This is a genomic window from Geobacillus sp. FSL K6-3411, assembly GCF_037965715.1.
GTDB lineage: Bacteria > Bacillota > Bacilli > Bacillales > Anoxybacillaceae > Geobacillus > Geobacillus thermodenitrificans.
Genome location: NZ_CP150187.1, coordinates 538675 through 555404, shown reverse-complemented (window position 1 = coordinate 555404; position 16730 = coordinate 538675). Strand labels below are relative to the sequence as shown.

The following is a 16730-nucleotide window of genomic DNA, read 5'->3' as shown; positions in this document are numbered from 1 at the left end:
CTTTTCCATCCATATGATTAATGATGCTTTTGCAGCTCAGCCCATTGTTTTTCAAAATTGACAAACGGGTCATCGGTTTCTGGAACGGTACGCTCACCTTTCGCACTGTTCCATTTTTTATACACGACATACAAGACATATGCCGCGACAAGCGCAATCAGCGCCGGCACATTCGAAACGCTGATAACTAACGCCGCACAGCCAATCAACGCCCATGCGATTTTTCCAAACGTCGATGGAGCTTTCAAATACTTTTTGAACGCATAGTACAAGATCGCCAGCGTGATCGCCAATCCGACAAGCGGCCCGAGGTGAAACAAGAGCACCATCAACGCGGCCGCGCTGGCAATGAACAACCCGATCTTTTTTGCCATCCTTTCGCCTCCCTTCGCTTTCTATCGTACCGCACACTCCCTGCCTCCCATCATGTTCCGAAGATATATTTTGACTACGACTCGAGGCGTATTTTTCGTTTGATGGAGCAGAAAAAAGAATGTGAGCATTGGTAGATGCGCCATCACCCACACAGCCCAGCCTGTGGCTAAACTACTGTCCAAATAAAAATGCCGTAAACCTGTCATATGCACATATCGAAGGCCACACTCCCCAGATAAGCAAACTTACAATCAGACAAATAAAAAGACATGAACCAAACTCCTTAGTTAACATCAACGTGCTGTTAACTACCTGAAAGGAGGTTCATGTCTCATACACAGTTTCCCCACCGCATTGAATCAACTGATTCCATCTCATCATGGTGGAACAAAAGCAGGATCGAGTGAACAAGAGCAGATACATCATCCATCTCCCTAACTCTGGTGAGTAGCGTTTTTTCGACGATTCGATAAACCAATTCTTCGGCCTTGTTAGATGTTTAAGCAGTGTAGGGAATAAGCGCTGTTTTATTTTAGAATAGGCTCTGTTAAAGTTTATTGCTGATTTTATATAAAAAAGCAGAACTTCCAATCAACCGGAAGTTCTGTATCTGAGTTTAGTCTTATTCATCTAAAGCCCTCTTTAGCTGAAGAGTAAGAAACATCTAATTTAAGTAACCTCTGAACGGTTTTTGTTTTCCAAATAATAAAACCTATCCAAGCACCTACGATATTAAGTATAAAATCATCAATATCAAAACTTCCTCTTCTTGTCACTAATTGTGTTACTTCAATCACAAATAACAATATAATCATCGAGAATGTAAACCTACCTACCTTGTTTATCTTTTTAATATAGTAAGGCAGATAAATTCCCATTGGTAAAAACATAATTAAGTTACCCAAGAGGTTTTTTATCGGTATACTTATATTCAAACTTCCGTTAAACATCGCCTTAATATATATACTAATCGTTTTAAATGGAACGAAATTTGAAGAACGCCTTAAATATTCGATTAACGATAAGTCTGTCCATACATGCCCTCTAGCTCCCACAAACATAACTCCTACAAACAACAGCATGACCAGTGCTAATAAATAAAATATAAAACTAATATTCCAAATTATGTTTATCACTTTTTTCATTTACCACTCATCCTGTTTTCCTTCGTAATTTTACTGTTAGCTTTTAAACAATCCCGCTACATTCATTAAATAAGATATAATCCCCGTGATGCTAGATAAAATTAGATGAGCATAAAATAGCCCTTGTATGAGAATCTCTCTAAATTGTAAGAGCACTCTCATTTTACAATAGGTCAATCCAAACTTCAAAAACAGTATGTATCGACTTTACGTTTTGTATCAGTTCAACTATTGATTATCGTGATTTATCTTCAAAGTAAAAATCTTCATTTATTCAAACTGTTTATCCAATATAAGATCTCATTAGCCCCCTAATGAATTTGGACACTCGATAAGGTGTTTTTTATAATCGAAGTGACCAAATGAAGGGGGCTTTTGATGTACATGAAACGAAGAAAACATTCGAAGGAATTTAAGCTACAAGTAGTGAAAGAAGCATTAGAAGTCGGAAATAAAGCATTGGTAGCTAGAAGATACGAGCTTAGCCCGAATCTTGTGCAAAGATGGGTGAAGGCATATGAAGAAGGAAAACTAGGACAAGAAATGGTTTCCTCTCCCTCTTCAGCTGAAATCAAACGGCTGGAGGAAGAAAACGAGCAGCTCAAGAAGCTATTAGGGGAAAAAGATTTAGAAATCGCGATTTTGCGTGATTTGATAAAAAAGAAGAACCCTCACTTACTGAAAAATTGGAAGTAGCCGAGCAGTGGATCAAGAAAGGATATCCGATTACAAAAGTATTGGAGATTCTAGAAATCAATCGCTCAACCTACTATTATCAGCAGAACGGAAAAGTCGAGAAGAAAACAGTAGATGGGGGACGTCCAACACCCGGCTGCTCTCTAACGGCAACTGGCGAAAAAGTGCCAGACGAACAAATCCAAGAATGGCTCTCTGAGCTTGTGATGGGAGAAGGATTTGCCTACGGATATCGAAAGCTGACCATTCAGTTAAAAGAAGAGACCATCAGCTTGTGATCAGTAAGAAAAAAGTATATCGATTGTGTAAAGCGATGGACTTACTACGTCCGCAGCGAGAGAAACGGATTCCATATCCGAAGAAACTCGCTCGAAATCGCATTATTACAGGCTCGAATCAGTTATGGGAAATGGATGTGAAATATGGATATATCGAAGGAGAAGAACGCTTTTTCTTTGTTTTGTCGCTCATCGATGTGTATGACCGTTCGGTAATTGATTACCATATTGGGTTGAGTTGTTCAGGAAGCGATGCCGTAAAGACGCTTCAAAGAGCGTTATTCAAGCGTCAGCAATTTGAACAGGCAAATAAACCTGTGATTCGGACAGACAACGGCCCGCAATTTATTTCTCATGCCTTTGAAGCTGCCTGTGAGCGATTTGGAATCGAACATGAACGGATTCCACCACGGACGCCGAATATGAATGCGCATATGGAAGCGTTTCATCGTTTACTGGAGGAGGAATGTCTAGGAAGAATGGCGTTTGACAGCTATGAAGAAGCTTATCAAGCCGTGATGGAGTACATGAAATTTTATAACGAGCGAAGGATTCATTCGAGTATTCTTGATCTTCCACCGCATGAATTTCACAAAAAAGCGCAAACGGAATCGTTAATCATCAAAGAAGTTCGCGTATAAGGCAAGAGGATTTTGTCTTCTTGCCAAGAAAAAACGAGAAATTTTGAGAATAACCTAAAATAAGATAGGATGTGTCCAAATTTAGGGGGTCAATCCGTTAGTTCGAGCGTTCACCTTCCGGTGCGCATTGGTACATCAGCCTGTCCATGGAGGCATCATCTATATCGATATATAAGAAAACTCATGAATTTTTTAAGTGACGTTTGAAAGAATGGCTTCGTGTTTGCCATGGGCTTGTATGGGGCCGTAGGTATACATCCCTTGATAAAAGCTCTTTCGGTCTAAAATTCGCTTTACTTGTACTTTTGTAAATGGTTTTCCTTGAGCGGTTTTGTACCCTTCATCATTTAACACCCTGGCAATGTGAGCTAAAGACCCTTGAGGATGTTTTCGTTTTAGTTCAAAGACCCGTTTGACCACTTTAGCTTGTTCATGATGTACCTTGAGTTCCTTTTCCCCTTTTGGTTTCGTATAGCCAAAGATCACCCTTCCTCCGGCATATCCTCCTTCTTTTGCTTTTTTATGCTGACCTTTCTTTAGTTTTAAAGCAATTTCCAATCGCTGATATTGGTCTAATAACTCCATTAGTCCATTGACCAATACATCGCTTGGGTCTTTTTTGTAGATACTGTAGGATGGCTGTTCAATACTTTTAATATCCACCCCATACTTCTGTAACTCTCGATGAATCAACACTCTCACCATGTCAGAGCGCCACAACCGGCTTGTGTTTAACACCACGCCATACTTAATTTGGAGAGAAGAAAGGTGGGCCAACATCTCCTGTAAACCCACCCTGTCTACTTCGAACGCTTCTTCATTCATTTTTGCCCCGCTAATGCCTTCATCTCTAAAAATATGGATCAAGTTCCAGCCGTTTTTCTCACAATATGCTTTGATTTCCTCTTCTTGATATTTCAAGCTGTAACCATCTCTTGCTTGTCCTTGCGTTGAGACTCGTATATACCCGACAACGTTCAATGTGTCGCCCTCCCGTTACAAAAATTACAATTTATGTAACGCTTTTTAATAATGACGAGTATTATACGACCGTCTCTAGTGAAAATACAATACAAAAATAATTTGCCAGTTTATTATTATTGTCATAGTCGGTTAAAAGTTAAAAGTTTATACCCTATTTCTCGCCACGAGAAAGCGTTCTCTCGTGTTTTAAAGTGTACTCGAAGGGTATTCGTGGCGTTAGTCGCTTTACCATGCATTGCAGCCAAGCTCGTTGTAGGTGAACCATTATGAGCTCTGAATTAAAATGTTGGTAAAAAACATACTTAAATTCTCTCGTAAACACACTTTATTATTTGATATAGCTGTTAGATTGAAAATAGAAAACCCTTGAAAAGCATATTGCCAATCAAGGTTTTCATAATTAGTTCTTAAATATTATCTAATACCTCATCTACTGACTCACCAAACAATTCTGGATCTTCTTTCTTTATATCTCCTAACAAATCTTTAATAATATTTCTTGTTTTGATGTCGATATTCTCCAAAACTTTTGCATAAATTGTACGCACATGGGGGTGATTTAATATTCTGTAATGTAAAATTTCTATCCATTCCCTCCCATAACTTATAACCGTTGGCACAGAAGTAGCAATTAGTTTTAACCCTTCCTCTATTTTATTCTTATATAAATGCTCAATAGTATGCACCAAGTTAAACATTACCTCATGGTGTTCAGTATTATCATCAAAAGCTAAAATTAAATCTTTAATAATTGAAACCTCACCATATTCATATATATTTTTTAAAGCTTGCTCAAATTCTTCCACTTGTTTTTCTGTCTTAAGCAGACGGTTATCGTATACCTTTTTTATTTCCGACTTAATATCCAAAAATATTCCCTCCTTATAAATAATTACTTCTTAAATAATTCTGGGTACAATTCCTTATTCAATTGAATTACATCTCTTAAACTTTTTCTTATTTTCGGAGTGTATAGCCCATCCTTCATATAAATTCTTCGAGCATCCCAAATATCATGTGCTAGTGCATCTCGGTAGCTAAGATTTAAATAATCGTTTAATTTTTCTCCAGAAAGTCCATAAGTATAAGTCCTACGGTGTCTTCCCCCAGTACCAGGATGTGGTTGTTCCATATTCATGCTAACACCATCATTTCGCTTTATACCGGCTTTTTTCAGCAGATGGCATATGGTGTGGAGTAAGGTTATCAAACGCTTTGCCTTGTTTTATTAATTGTTTGTAAGTTCCTACTTTCCCTTCGCCCGGCAATAAACCTTTTCCTGTACCCTTAGCACTCTTCCCAATCGCTCCCCCCTCAACGTTCTTTATCATGTTGAGGGATACATCTTTCGCTTCATTCATCCCTCCCTGAAGTGCTAAGCCCACATCGCCGGCATATGCCGGCTGCCAGGAAACGGAGGCGACACTTTTGACGAATTCATCCCACTGCTTCTTAAACAGGCGGGCGGTTTCCGTCAACGGCGCTTTGACGACTTGATGGTAGATTGTTTGGAAGAACCCTTTTATTTTATCACCGTGCACGACATGTTTCACTTTCGACAAGGTGGAAGCGGTGTCGAGCGCCTTCGCTCCCTTGATCGCTGCTTTTCCGGCTATGCCAGCGCCTTTGGCCGGTGGAACAACCGACAATAGCAACATCCCGCCTGCCAGCAGCCGATCTCCCGCTGACAGGCGCTCCCCAGTGATCGGATCGTACTCGCCAAATAGGCGCTACACGTCGTACCACTTGAGAAACTCCAACCCCAATTCCTTCATATTGTCAGCGAACATTTGATCCGCTTGGCGCATCGCAACGGTAGTACGCTAGATCAGTTCTTTGTTTTTATGAGATTTTCGAGGGCACACGAGCAGTGAACTTCGTTTTTTAAAACAAAAACCTTGAAAGGCTTGTCGCCAATCAAGATTTATTTTTATTTGCGTTTTCCAATTCAACCCAGAATTTTATCCATTCATTTTCTCATATACCTACAAGTTATCAATTCCTTCTTGAAACATATCCATTATATAATCATCAAATGTATCATAGCGAACGGAAAGTTCTTTCCCTCCTCTAACCCAACTATACACTTTTTCGTCACGAACATCCGCCGAATACATACATCGAACAAATTCTCCTGAATCTTCGATAACAATTAGTTTCTTATCTAGCCCTAACTTTCGCCATCTTTCTGTTGCTTTTACTACAGAAGCCCCAAGATTTCCTTCAATACCTAAGATTTCAACCCCGCATATACCGCCTGAGCCATATTCCTTTAGAAAAGCACGATAACTTTCAGGGAACTGTAAACCGAGTATTTCTTCAGCTTTTCGGATCTCCTGCTCTGATGCGCCTCCGAAAAAATCCCTTTCCTCTCCATACTCTTCGATCATTTTTTTTATTTTCTCATTCATCACATTTTTCCTCCCTTCTAATCTTCATTTGCACGCATTTTCCAATAGTTGCTCCTAAAATTATTACATTGTTTTTCAAGCAACGAATCATTTCTAAAACTATTTCCGTCCTCTACCAAGCCATGTAATTCTCTGCTGAACTTATTATGTATAGATTCAGCAATCTCAACCATTCCCCTAGGCTCTTTTTGAATCAGCTTGTGAAGTTCGACTTTACTTTCTTTCCTGTCTTTAACAACATAAGGGGATTTTCCTTTCAACATCAGTTCTTTATTAGTCACCCCGGCTGCTGCAGGATCTTTCGGCACATAATTTTTCTCAATCTCTATTTGGTAAACTCTTCTTGACACATCTACTTCCTTGCCCGCAACCTTAACTGTTCCTTTTACTTCTACAACAGAATATTTATCAGGTAACCAATCCAATTGGATTTTTTCTGAAGATAGCTTAGTAGCTTTTAGTCTTATAGTTACTTTCTACTTCGTTGTACTACTAATTATCCCTTTTCCAACCGTTTCCCCTTCAACTCTCTTTATCATGTGGAAAGTAGCATCTTTAACTTCATTCTTGAACCCACTCATCCATCCCCGAGACGCCGGGCCTACTCCGGCATACGCCGGCTGCCAGGAAACGGAGGCGACACTTTCGACGAATTCATCCCACTGCTTCTTAAACAGGCGGGCGGTTTCCAACAACGGCGCTCTGACGACTTGATGGTAGATCGTTTGGAAGAACCCTTTGATTTGATCGCTGCGCACGACATGTTTCACTTTCGATAATAGGGTAGAGGCGGTGTCGAGCGCCTTTGCTCCCTTGATCGCCGCTTTTCCGGCTATGCCGGCGCCTTTGGCCGGTGGAACAACCGATAATAACAACATCCCAACTGCCAGCAGCCGATCCCCAAACGACAGGCGCTCCCCAGTGACCGGATCGTACTCGCCGAATAGGCGCACCATCCAAGAAACTCCAAACCCAATTCCTCTATATTTCCAGCGAGCATTTGGTCCGCTTGGCGCATCGCGGCGGTAGTACGCTAGATCAGTTCTTTGTTTTTATGAGATTTTCGAGGACACACGAGCAGTGAACTTCGTTTTTAAAACAAAAACCTTGAAAAGCTTGTGGCCAATCAAGGTATCATTTTTCATATTTCTTATCTATAAGTTCTGCGATTTTAGCTTTAAGTGTTGCTCTTAAACATTACTCACACTATAGTGACCAATAATTTTGGTGCTGTCCTTTTTAATTTCAATTAAGCAATTCCAAAGTAGAAAGTGAAAAATTTTTATATGATATTTTTGCAGGCGTGTTGATTATCCAATAAAATCCAAAGGGTATAGAAAAAAGAGCACCTTTCCTGTAGAATGTGAGTAGCGACACAAACAAACCCAGGAGGTGCTCTCTATGAACAAGCATACCACACTCCCGAATTTGATGCAAAAACTTGTTTCGGATGAAGAGATTCAACTGATTGCCGAAGCGGTTGGGTATCGTGATTCGTCTCGAACCTTTACGTTGCGCGAGTTGATTCACTTCTTCCTGCTGGCCGCCATGCATCAATGGAAAAGCTTTCGCCACGGAGCCGATGTGGGGCCTCTGTATGGATTGCCGCGATTCCATTATTCAACTGTATCCAAGAAAGCGAAAGAAGTTCCCTATGACATCATGAAACGCTTGTTGGCGTTGATCATTTCCAAGTGCAACCGCCAAACCCGCCGTTCGCTTCGGTTTCCCAAACCGCTTCGGGTGGTGGATTCGACGACCGTCACGGTCGGGAAAAACCGCCTGCCATGGGCGCCGTATCACGGCGAACGCGCCGGAGTGAAGCTGCACGTCGCGTATTCGCCGGAATCCTCGTTGCCGGCAGACGTGGTGGAAACCATCGGACTGCGTCATGATGGCCCGGTGGGAGAACAGTTGACGAACGCTCAACAAGTGCTGGTGGAAGACCGGGCGTATTTCAAAATCGAACGCCTCGATCGATTTGTGGAGCAGCATCAGCTCTTTGTCATTCGGATGAAGGACAACATCGAACTTCATCAGAAAAAAAGCTTGAAACGCCTTTCCAGCACATCCTCATCGGTTCAAGCCGACTTCACGTGCCAGTTGGGGACGAAACAATGCCGCTCCACCAAGCGTCACCGGGTGGTGATCTTTCGAGATGCGAATGGCCGCGACATTCGGGTCGTGACGAACCTCTTCCATGCGTCTGCGGAAACCATTGCCGACATGTACCAACAACGTTGGACTGTTGAGGTCTTTTTCCGTTGGGTGAAGCAATATCTGAATGTCCCGACCTTGTTTGGCACGACGGAAAATGCGGTATACAACCAACTGTTTGCGGCGTTCATCGCGTATGTGTTGCTGCGATGGCTGTATGATCAAACCAAAAAACAGACGAACGTCTCTCTTTCCTTCATTTCGTTCGTTCGCCGTTTTTTCTCTGGGCAGCTTCCTCTCGATTGGAAATCCGGGATGGCCGCTGCTTTGTTTGAGTATGCCCAAATTTATGGAAGGCGTATGTCTAATTTTGGATAATCAACACTCGTGATATTTTTGGTTCTTTTAAGGAAGTCAGATCCTTATGATTCAGAGCCATATTACTGTATAAAATCAGATTACTTTAACCTCTAAGAAGTCAAATCCTGTTATATTATTTTTCTCTATTAATTCTCTAAGTTCTTCTGATATGAATATTGGAATTTCATCACCCTTGAGTTTAATAATATGCTTTGATTGTATTGCCTCTTTACATAAAGCATATTTTTTAATACTATATATTCTTTCACCATCAAGCTCAAACACACTGTAATCTGAATGTTCTAAGTTTAATGCATCAACAACATTCAAAATGTTAGCTACAGAAAAACCTTTTAAAATTTTATTTTCACCTTTATTTACTACATTTACAGGAAGATATTGTATACCACTATCTACTTCTTCTAAAATCGCTTTAAATCTTTCAGAAACTATAAACCATCCTAAATTATTTGCTAAATAATCTGTTAACTTTTCTGCTTCTTTAGGGTCAAAGTAAAAGGTGATTTCGCTATTCCAATTATGAATGTACTTACCTTCCGATAATTCATATTGTTCAAATCCCTTTGTATCTATACAGTGTGCTACTACATCTCTATCGTCACTATCATCCATTAGCAACTTATAAAACCTCATTATTTCTTCCTCCAATAATCTTTATAAAGCATCTCTGGGTTCTTTCTAATTTCCTCTTTTAGTTGTTCAAATAATATTAAAAATTTCCTTTTATCCCCCTTAGCTATTTTATCAAAATTCCTAATATTACTTAACACATACTCATGATAAGCATTTGGATGTCTTCCCTGATGAGGTAGTAATTTCTATATTCCAAACGCCATCCAAATCTAGTCCATATTTTTTGGTTATAGCCTCTATTTGTGAAGTATATTTTTTACTTTTATTAGTAGCATAATGATGTTTTTGTAAAGGTTTACCCGTACCCCATAGCACTCTTCTCAACTACTGTAACCGTCAAGTAAAATTGAACACTTTTTGCTCATTAATTTTGAACAGTTTCATCGCTGAAAATGGAAATTCTATGCTTCATGCGATAGCTGTCTCCGTTTAAATGAATCACCTCTGCCCGATGAATAATTCTATCTAATACGGCTGTAGTGATCGCTGGATCCCCCAGTAGTTCTCCCCATTCACTTGGTCCCTTGTTGGACGTTAAAATAATGGATGATTGATTGTACAAGTCATTGATCAAATGGAAAAACAAATTGGCTTCTCGTTGATCCATCGCCATAAACATGAGATCATCGATAATCACGAGGTTGGATTCTCTTAGACGCTGAAGACGAATTCGAGATTTGCGAGTGATTTCTTCTGTTTTTAACGCTTGAATCAACTCTCCCATGGTAATAAACGTCACTTTATACCCTTGATCAATCGCCTCCATCCCAAGTCCAATCGCTAAATGGGTTTTCCCTACACCTGGCGGTCCTAATAAAATTAAGTTAAAAAGTTGGTCTAACCATGCGAGTTCCCGCAATTGATGAAATTGCCGTTTTGTCAGTGATGGCTGTTCATCCAGCTGAAACTCGTCCAATGTCTTGTAATACGGGAAAGCTGCCCATTTTAGACGCCTTTCCCGTGCTTTTTTCTCCCGACAATCTTGTTCATACTGTAATACTATGGACAAAAAACGAAGATAGGTCATCTCGTTTGTTTCTGCTTGTTTCACTAGTACAGGCAGGTGAAAAGCCGTTTCTGTCAAACGCAACGTTCGCAATAACTCTTGTACTTTCGCCAGCTGGCTCATTTCGTTCTTCCCTCCAAAATCTCAATATATTCTTCGATGCTTCTGACAGCTGGTTGAGCTTCCAAAACCGAAAGGTTCCCCTCACGTAATGGTTGAATTCGGTTCACTGAAACGACTTTGTCGGAAGTGTTCCATCTATGTTGTCGTTGTAAGTAACCGACCATATCTGTAAATGCAGAGGCGCTATACAACTGTAATTCCATACATTTTTGCAGCGCTTGGCTGCACAGAGAGAGTGGAGATTGAGCCAGCTGCTTTTGAATGAGCTGTAATTGATCCCGTATATATCGTGGATAGTTTTTTCGTATACGTTCGAGATACTCCTTGGCCGCATCCGGATTTTCAAATTCATGGGCAATCCTCTCGAGATACACATCGATCCCTTTCGCTCGATCACGCAGATGATTCCGGTTTTGAATGAGTTTCCCTTTGCCGTGAGTGATCGGGTGTTTCCCTAAGTATTCCCCGGTTTCCAAATCATAGATCAGGAGTTCTTGTTCTGCCTCTTGAATGACGATTTGCACCGTTTTCCCAAACGATGTATAGGTTCCGCACGGAACCGTGTATCGATTGGATTTGTACAGAATGGTATTGTCCTTTCTCACCGTCCTTGTTATACTGTTGGTAAGGTTTGTTTTGGGGACACCAGTCACGTCCAATGATGGAGAGATCGGTCGTAAGTGTGCTTTTTCGAGTTCGAACACATCGGCCGGTCTCTTTTTTGTCGTATTATGAACTCTGCCGTTTCCTGTTCGGCGCAGCCAATTCCATCCTTGTTCATTCCATGCATCGATAGTAGTAAAGATCCGATGTTTGGCAAAGTTATGTTTGATAAATCCTACGACGTTTTCGATTTTCCCCTTACTTTCCGGATCTGCCTTTCGACATACATGAAGATGTAAATGTCAAGATAAACATGTACACTTTTGACTGTTTAAGAATGTACATTTTTACTCGTTTTCTTTTTCTCTTTCTAAGTGATTTTTTATTCGATATGAATCCCCTACAATATTAATCACGGTCGCGTGATGTAAAATACGATCTAGGATGGCATTGGCTAGCTTTGAATCTTGAAATACCTCCCCCCAATCCTTAAAATTGGCATTGGTAGTAAATATCGTGCTTTTCTTTTCATACCGTAAATCAATCAACTGGAAAAACAATTTTGCATCTTCTCTGTCAATCGGCAAATAGCCAATCTCATCAATGATTAATAGCTTGTATTTTCCATAATGTTTTAAACGATTGTCTAAACGATTTTCCATTTTCGCTTTCTTCAATTGTAAAATCAGTTCGTGACATTTAATGAAATACGTACTTGTCCGCTTTTTGGCAGCTGCGATTCCAATCGCAGTCGCCAAGTGGGTTTTTCCAACGCCACTTGGACCTAAAAAAACAATATTTTCATTCTCTTCAATAAACCGTAATGTCGTAAAATCTAGAATCTGTTGTTTATTGATTGAAGGCTGAAAGTCAAAATCGAAATCTTTTAATTCCTTTAGGTGAGGGAAAGCCCCCACCTTAACCATCGAGTTAATCATATTTCTTTCACGCATATCAATTTCATAATTCGTTAATTTTACTAGTGTATCAACGAACGACAGCTGATTTTTCGTACTAAAATCAATGGTTTCATTCAGGTGACAAATCATTTGTTTTAACTTGAGATACTCTAAGTTTTGAATTAATTGTTGATAACTACTATTCATTTTTATACACCTCATGAATCGCAAGTAAATTCTTCTTGGCTAGCTCATCAATATCCGGGTGATGAGGTAATCCCCTCGACAAGATTTCGATGTAATGTTCTTGTTTATAATTCAGTTTTATTGAACTAATCCTATGTTGAGTAATCAAATGCATGTTATAATAAACGTAAATATGGTCATCATACACTTGTAATCCAACTGTTTTTCCTTTGTATTCAGCAGGGACGGAATATTGATTCCCTTTATAGGTAACCATTCCCGCTGAATTGACTTTTACAAGTGTATGTTTGATTTTGTAAGAATCTCTTATTTCATTCCTTGGCAGGGGTTGTAAGAGATTCTTTTCTTGTTCAAAGGCTAAGATAGGGATTTTTCCCGTTCCTTGATGATAGCTATGATTGATCCGTTCACAAAGGGATTGAACAAAATTCTGAAGTTCCTCATATGAAAATTGACCTTGATAGGCATGAATTTCATCGATTAGCTTCATCGTGGCTTCCACTTTCCCTTTGGTATAAGGCCTACCGGCTTTACACGGATGAATGTCAAATCCGCAATCTTTGGCAAATTGATCAAACCGTTCATTGACCACCCCTTTCGAATACTCCGTTCTCGCTTCATCCATGACGGTCTTCATATTGTCAAAGACAATGGTTTTCGGCACGCCTCCAATCTTTTCAAACGTCTCCATCAAAAAGGACATCAACACACTCTGCGATTTTGAAAGTGTTAATAAAAAAGTTCGAAATCGTGAATGAGACAGAAGAAATACCCCTATATTAACGTTTAATATTTCCCCTTCTTTCGTTACGTATCGAATATTTTCTTTCCAATCAAATTGCGCTTGTTCTCCAGGTTCCGTTTCATAACGAACGACCTGACCAACCGGTTTTGTCCGTTTACCCTCAGAAAAATATGCTTGAAACTCTGGTTTCCGAGAAATATAGGCCCGAAAGGCTGATTGGGAACATTCTAAGCCGTGATTGTCTTTCAAGTACTGCCAAAGAACCCGTTTATAATAAAAAATTTGTTTCGATTCTTTTGAAAGCAATTGAGAAATCACATCGTAGTATTTATCAATCTTAGACCCTCTTTTTCGTGTCTTTTTTGGGATAAGACCATTCAAATATTTATCAATCGTCCTCCTATCTACATTGAGATCTCGTGCTAATTGACTCTTATTAATTTTCATTCCCAAACTCTCCATAAGGGTTTTAAATTTTGGCAAATCTGATAAACTATGAATTTCAATCTCTGTTGTGATTTTCAAATTTACATGCACACCATTTCACCTCGAAATCAGTATGCATGTTAAAATCAAAATTGTACATTCTTATCCAATCACTTTTGTACATTCTTAAACTAGCATTTATAGAAGAGTCAAGTTTCGTTGTCTCCGATAGGCTTCAAATTCGGCCGTGAGAATGAGATCCCCGGCATTTTCGCTGACCACAATCAGGTTGTCCTGATCGTAAACCAGTTCGTTTGGGATTCCCCCAAACCATTGGAACGCATTCTCGTGCGCTTGGATGACATCTCTCGTCGTAAAAGGACGATTCAGCCACTCCATGTATTTATAACGGGAGTGCGAAAGAACAAAGGCGATAAAATATAACACGATATCCTTTCCTTGTTGATTTTTTACTTTGACTTTTCCAAAATCGACTTGCGCTTGGTGACCCATTGGTGGATCTGGCACTGCTTGATATTGGCGGACAGAAGTTTCTTTTGGGATGTTCCACTCCTCTCGTAAATTCCTCACATAGCTGCGGACCGTACTTTCTCCCACACGGAGATCGGGATATTGTTCCTCCAGCCAATCTTGTACTTGAGACGCTGATAGATCTGGATGCTTCTGAATCCAATGTAAAATAATCTCTCGGTAAGGGTCTAACTTTTTTCTTCGCTGCTTCGTAGAAGCCAGCCATATCGTCATTTCCTCTGGTGAACGTTTTAAATAGTTATATAATGTCGTTCTGGATATGTTTAATTTTTTAGCGATAGTGGCTTTACTAAATCCTTGCTTTAAGAGCTGATAAATTTCCATGTACACTTCCCACTTATCCACCTTTCCATCCCTCCAACAGCTAGATAGCATTCAACATCTATCATAGCTGTTCGGAGTAAAATTGGTAAATGAGTGTTCAATTTTATTTGTCGGATTCTGTCCATTTTAGTTTAGCAGTTACAACTACTCCCTCTCAACGTTCTTTATCATGTTGAGGGACGCGTCTCTTGCCTCACTCATCCACACCAGAGACACTGAACACCCCATACACCGACTGCCACGAAACAGAGGCAATGCTTGTAATACAGTCACGATGGCAGGTACAATAGAAAAAAACCTTGAAAGGCATGTTACCTTTCAAGGTTTTTTCTTAACCCTAAGCTTTATCTCCATCTCCAATTTATTTCTCCATCCTCATACACAGCAGGTAAATAAATTCCCTTTTTATCTCCATGACTATCTACAACAAACCAATTATCATCATTCAACCATTCCTCATTATATTCACTTTCTTTAAAATGATTTTCCTCATTCGTTAGATCCTCAAAAAACTTCCTAAACTTCACCATATTTTGATTCGCTATAAGTTTACCGTATACCCACATACCTTCAGTGTTAATATCCTGTATTTCACCTAGACATTCATTTTGAAAATATAGAAACATATTTAATACTCACTCCCTAGGATAAATTTTTATGAATTTGCTAGGTACTTCACCTCTTATCAAATACTCATTATCTCTCTCAGTCCAATTTAATGCCCTTTTCTTCCAAAAATCAGAAAAAGATCTATCTCGTTCGATTAATTTTCGAATCTGTTTCGGAGATAAAATAGCTACATTCTTAACTTCTCCTGACCTAATGGCTTTTCTCAAAGAAGAAATATCTAACTCTATTAAATAATCTCCGTAATTTCCAACAACGAGTTTGTTACCGGTAAAACTAATATAGGGACTATTTGATTTTGCTTTCCTTCTGTAACCTCCGAGAATATGCTCTATAACAGTAACTTGCCGATTTTTATATATGCCTTTACTATTTGCAGGAACTAAATTACCTGAATCTGATATAAACGGTTTACCAATTCCATTAGGTCTTTTAGATGAGTGCAACAAACTATCTCCTCTATAAAGTTTATTCGTCCCCCGTCCAACCGCCTCTCCTTCAGCTTTCTTTATCATGTGGAAAGTGGCATCTTTAACTTCATTCTTGGACCCACTCATCCACACCCGAGACGCCGGGCCTACTCCGGCATACGCCGGCTGCCAGGAAACGGAGGCAATGCTTTCGACGAATTCATCCCACTGCTTCTTAAACAGGCGGGCGGTTTCCGTCAACGGCGCTTTGACGACTTGATGGTAGATTGTTTGGAAGAACCCTTTTATTTTATCACCGTGCACGACATGTTTCACTTTCGACAAGGTGGAAGCGGTGTCGAGCGCCTTCGCTCCCTTGATCGCTGCTTTTCCGGCTATGCCGGCGCCTTTGGCCGGTAGAACAACCGATAATAACCAACATCCCAACTGCCAGCAGCCGATCCCCAAACGACAGGCGCTCCCCAGTGACCGGATCGTACTCGCCGAATAGGCGCACCATCCAAGAAACTCCAACCCCAATTCCTTCATATTGTCGGCGAGCGTTTGGTCTGTTTGATGCATCGCTACTTAGCTCTGTTATAAAATGAAAAAACCTTGAGAAGCTATAGTCACTGAAGGTTAGTATAGAAGCTTTTGATTTCTATTGATAACACTTAGATCTCAAAATTCAAAAATTGCTTTAAAAGAAAGTTATAAATGGTATATCAGTAAATATAAAATGTATTCCTAAACTTGTTATCTATTCTCTTCATCATACTCCAAAAATAGGTCTTGTAAATCTCCATTAATTGGTTCATTATTGTTGTTAATTGTCACTTTAAACTCAATATCCTCTTCTCCTATTGATACTACCCCATCTAACACCCCTAAAATATTAGATACAGCATCCACTTCTACTTGTTCGATTATTTTAAATAATATTTCTTTATTTTTATCTGATAGTTCCGAATAAAACATCAATGCTTCTTTCCAATAGGGGTCTGTAACTTCATTAATATCAGTATTATTGAATATATCTCGATAAAAATTACGATTTTCTTTTATAATTGACTGATGTAAAAGTTTAACAAACTCTTCTTTATTCAT

17 protein-coding genes and 4 pseudogenes are annotated in these 16730 nt (G+C 39.6%); 3 read left to right on the top strand and 18 right to left on the bottom strand.

Annotated elements, in window-relative coordinates; genetic code table 11:
* Nucleotides 1–17 precede the first annotated feature (17 nt).
* The gene (locus tag NSQ22_RS02755) at nucleotides 18–374 is read right to left on the bottom strand and encodes a flagellar basal body rod protein (RefSeq protein ID WP_339264142.1); all 357 of its coding nucleotides are present in this window, start codon (nucleotides 372–374) and stop codon (nucleotides 18–20) included.
* A 627-nt stretch (nucleotides 375–1001) separates the two neighbouring features.
* Entirely contained in the window at nucleotides 1002–1520 is a 519-nt protein-coding gene (locus NSQ22_RS02750; RefSeq protein ID WP_011886787.1) for a VanZ family protein, read from the bottom strand.
* A gap of 168 nt (nucleotides 1521–1688) precedes the next feature.
* Here NSQ22_RS02750 and NSQ22_RS02745 point away from each other — a divergent pair.
* Nucleotides 1689–1799: pseudogene (locus NSQ22_RS02745) on the top strand (IS982 family transposase); the annotation flags it as partial.
* 105 nt (nucleotides 1800–1904) lie between these two features.
* A pseudogene (locus tag NSQ22_RS02740) lies at nucleotides 1905–3135 on the top strand (IS3 family transposase).
* Between the two features lie 192 nt (nucleotides 3136–3327).
* On the opposite strand, the gene NSQ22_RS02735 reads toward NSQ22_RS02740, so the two are convergent.
* From NSQ22_RS02735 to NSQ22_RS02705, 7 genes and pseudogenes are all read right to left on the bottom strand, one after another.
* Nucleotides 3328–4116: a recombinase family protein gene (locus NSQ22_RS02735; RefSeq protein ID WP_011886784.1), complete on the bottom strand. Its 789-nt coding sequence runs from the start codon at nucleotides 4114–4116 to the stop codon at nucleotides 3328–3330.
* 410 nt (nucleotides 4117–4526) lie between these two features.
* Nucleotides 4527–4988, bottom strand: coding sequence for an Imm30 family immunity protein (locus tag NSQ22_RS02730; RefSeq protein WP_011886783.1), 462 nt, complete (start codon nucleotides 4986–4988; stop codon nucleotides 4527–4529).
* A gap of 23 nt (nucleotides 4989–5011) precedes the next feature.
* Nucleotides 5012–5257: a hypothetical protein gene (locus NSQ22_RS02725; RefSeq protein WP_011886782.1), complete on the bottom strand. Its 246-nt coding sequence runs from the start codon at nucleotides 5255–5257 to the stop codon at nucleotides 5012–5014.
* A 178-nt stretch (nucleotides 5258–5435) separates the two neighbouring features.
* Nucleotides 5436–5972 (bottom strand): annotated as a pseudogene (locus NSQ22_RS02720) (pre-toxin TG domain-containing protein); the annotation flags it as partial.
* A 132-nt stretch (nucleotides 5973–6104) separates the two neighbouring features.
* Nucleotides 6105–6530: an SMI1/KNR4 family protein gene (locus tag NSQ22_RS02715; protein ID WP_011886780.1), complete on the bottom strand. Its 426-nt coding sequence runs from the start codon at nucleotides 6528–6530 to the stop codon at nucleotides 6105–6107.
* A gap of 17 nt (nucleotides 6531–6547) precedes the next feature.
* On the bottom strand, nucleotides 6548–6955 hold the full coding sequence (locus NSQ22_RS02710) for an HNH/ENDO VII family nuclease (protein WP_171355695.1): 408 nt from the start codon (nucleotides 6953–6955) through the stop codon (nucleotides 6548–6550).
* A 51-nt stretch (nucleotides 6956–7006) separates the two neighbouring features.
* A complete protein-coding gene (locus NSQ22_RS02705; protein WP_011886778.1) occupies nucleotides 7007–7486 on the bottom strand; it encodes a pre-toxin TG domain-containing protein in 480 nt (159 codons plus the stop codon).
* Nucleotides 7487–7931: 445 nt separating this feature from the next.
* On the opposite strand from NSQ22_RS02705, the gene NSQ22_RS02700 reads away from it, so the two are divergent.
* On the top strand, nucleotides 7932–9065 hold the full coding sequence (locus NSQ22_RS02700) for an IS4-like element IS5377 family transposase (RefSeq protein ID WP_015374614.1): 1134 nt from the start codon (nucleotides 7932–7934) through the stop codon (nucleotides 9063–9065).
* Nucleotides 9066–9140: 75 nt separating this feature from the next.
* Here NSQ22_RS02700 and NSQ22_RS02695 read toward each other — a convergent pair whose 3' ends face one another.
* The 9 genes and pseudogenes from NSQ22_RS02695 to NSQ22_RS02655 all read right to left on the bottom strand — a co-directional run bounded on the left by NSQ22_RS02695 (nucleotide 9141) and on the right by NSQ22_RS02655 (nucleotide 16730).
* Nucleotides 9141–9701 (bottom strand): DUF1629 domain-containing protein, encoded by a 561-nt coding sequence (locus tag NSQ22_RS02695; protein WP_011886777.1) that lies wholly within the window; start codon nucleotides 9699–9701, stop codon nucleotides 9141–9143.
* 364 nt (nucleotides 9702–10065) lie between these two features.
* Complete coding sequence (istB, locus tag NSQ22_RS02690; RefSeq protein WP_081157650.1) at nucleotides 10066–10830, bottom strand: IS21-like element helper ATPase IstB; 765 nt, start codon at nucleotides 10828–10830, stop codon at nucleotides 10066–10068.
* Complete coding sequence (locus tag NSQ22_RS02685; RefSeq protein ID WP_339264139.1) at nucleotides 10827–11435, bottom strand: hypothetical protein; 609 nt, start codon at nucleotides 11433–11435, stop codon at nucleotides 10827–10829. The genes istB (NSQ22_RS02690) and NSQ22_RS02685 overlap by 4 nt, the downstream gene beginning before the upstream one ends.
* Before the next feature lie 345 nt (nucleotides 11436–11780).
* Entirely contained in the window at nucleotides 11781–12539 is a 759-nt protein-coding gene (gene istB, locus NSQ22_RS02680; protein WP_060476369.1) for an IS21-like element helper ATPase IstB, read from the bottom strand.
* Nucleotides 12532–13821, bottom strand: coding sequence for an IS21 family transposase (gene istA / locus NSQ22_RS02675; protein ID WP_087960193.1), 1290 nt, complete (start codon nucleotides 13819–13821; stop codon nucleotides 12532–12534). The genes istB (NSQ22_RS02680) and istA overlap by 8 nt, the downstream gene beginning before the upstream one ends.
* Nucleotides 13822–13908: 87 nt before the next feature.
* Complete coding sequence (locus tag NSQ22_RS02670; protein WP_339264138.1) at nucleotides 13909–14607, bottom strand: DDE-type integrase/transposase/recombinase; 699 nt, start codon at nucleotides 14605–14607, stop codon at nucleotides 13909–13911.
* A gap of 323 nt (nucleotides 14608–14930) precedes the next feature.
* Complete coding sequence (locus tag NSQ22_RS02665; RefSeq protein ID WP_008881167.1) at nucleotides 14931–15212, bottom strand: hypothetical protein; 282 nt, start codon at nucleotides 15210–15212, stop codon at nucleotides 14931–14933.
* A 474-nt stretch (nucleotides 15213–15686) separates the two neighbouring features.
* Nucleotides 15687–16220 (bottom strand): annotated as a pseudogene (locus tag NSQ22_RS02660) (pre-toxin TG domain-containing protein); the annotation flags it as partial.
* 159 nt (nucleotides 16221–16379) lie between these two features.
* Nucleotides 16380–16730, bottom strand: a complete 351-nt coding sequence (locus tag NSQ22_RS02655; RefSeq protein WP_029761977.1) for a hypothetical protein — start codon at nucleotides 16728–16730, stop codon at nucleotides 16380–16382.

Bases quoted from the DNA above. Each gene is read 5' to 3' on its own strand.
- NSQ22_RS02755 (WP_339264142.1), bottom strand. From the start codon at position 374: ATGGCAAAAAAGATCGGGTTGTTCATTGCCAGCGCGGCCGCGTTGATG.
- NSQ22_RS02750 (WP_011886787.1), bottom strand. From the start codon at position 1,520: ATGAAAAAAGTGATAAACATAATTTGGAATATTAGTTTTATATTTTAT.
- NSQ22_RS02725 (WP_011886782.1), bottom strand. From the start codon at position 5,257: ATGAATATGGAACAACCACATCCTGGTACTGGGGGAAGACACCGTAGG.
- NSQ22_RS02715 (WP_011886780.1), bottom strand. From the start codon at position 6,530: ATGAATGAGAAAATAAAAAAAATGATCGAAGAGTATGGAGAGGAAAGG.
- NSQ22_RS02705 (WP_011886778.1), bottom strand. From the start codon at position 7,486: ATGGTGCGCCTATTCGGCGAGTACGATCCGGTCACTGGGGAGCGCCTG.
- NSQ22_RS02700 (WP_015374614.1), top strand. From the start codon at position 7,932: ATGAACAAGCATACCACACTCCCGAATTTGATGCAAAAACTTGTTTCG.
- NSQ22_RS02695 (WP_011886777.1), bottom strand. From the start codon at position 9,701: ATGAGGTTTTATAAGTTGCTAATGGATGATAGTGACGATAGAGATGTA.
- istB (WP_081157650.1), bottom strand. From the start codon at position 10,830: ATGAGCCAGCTGGCGAAAGTACAAGAGTTATTGCGAACGTTGCGTTTG.
- istB (WP_060476369.1), bottom strand. From the start codon at position 12,539: ATGAATAGTAGTTATCAACAATTAATTCAAAACTTAGAGTATCTCAAG.
- NSQ22_RS02665 (WP_008881167.1), bottom strand. From the start codon at position 15,212: ATGTTTCTATATTTTCAAAATGAATGTCTAGGTGAAATACAGGATATT.
- NSQ22_RS02655 (WP_029761977.1), bottom strand. From the start codon at position 16,730: ATGAATAAAGAAGAGTTTGTTAAACTTTTACATCAGTCAATTATAAAA.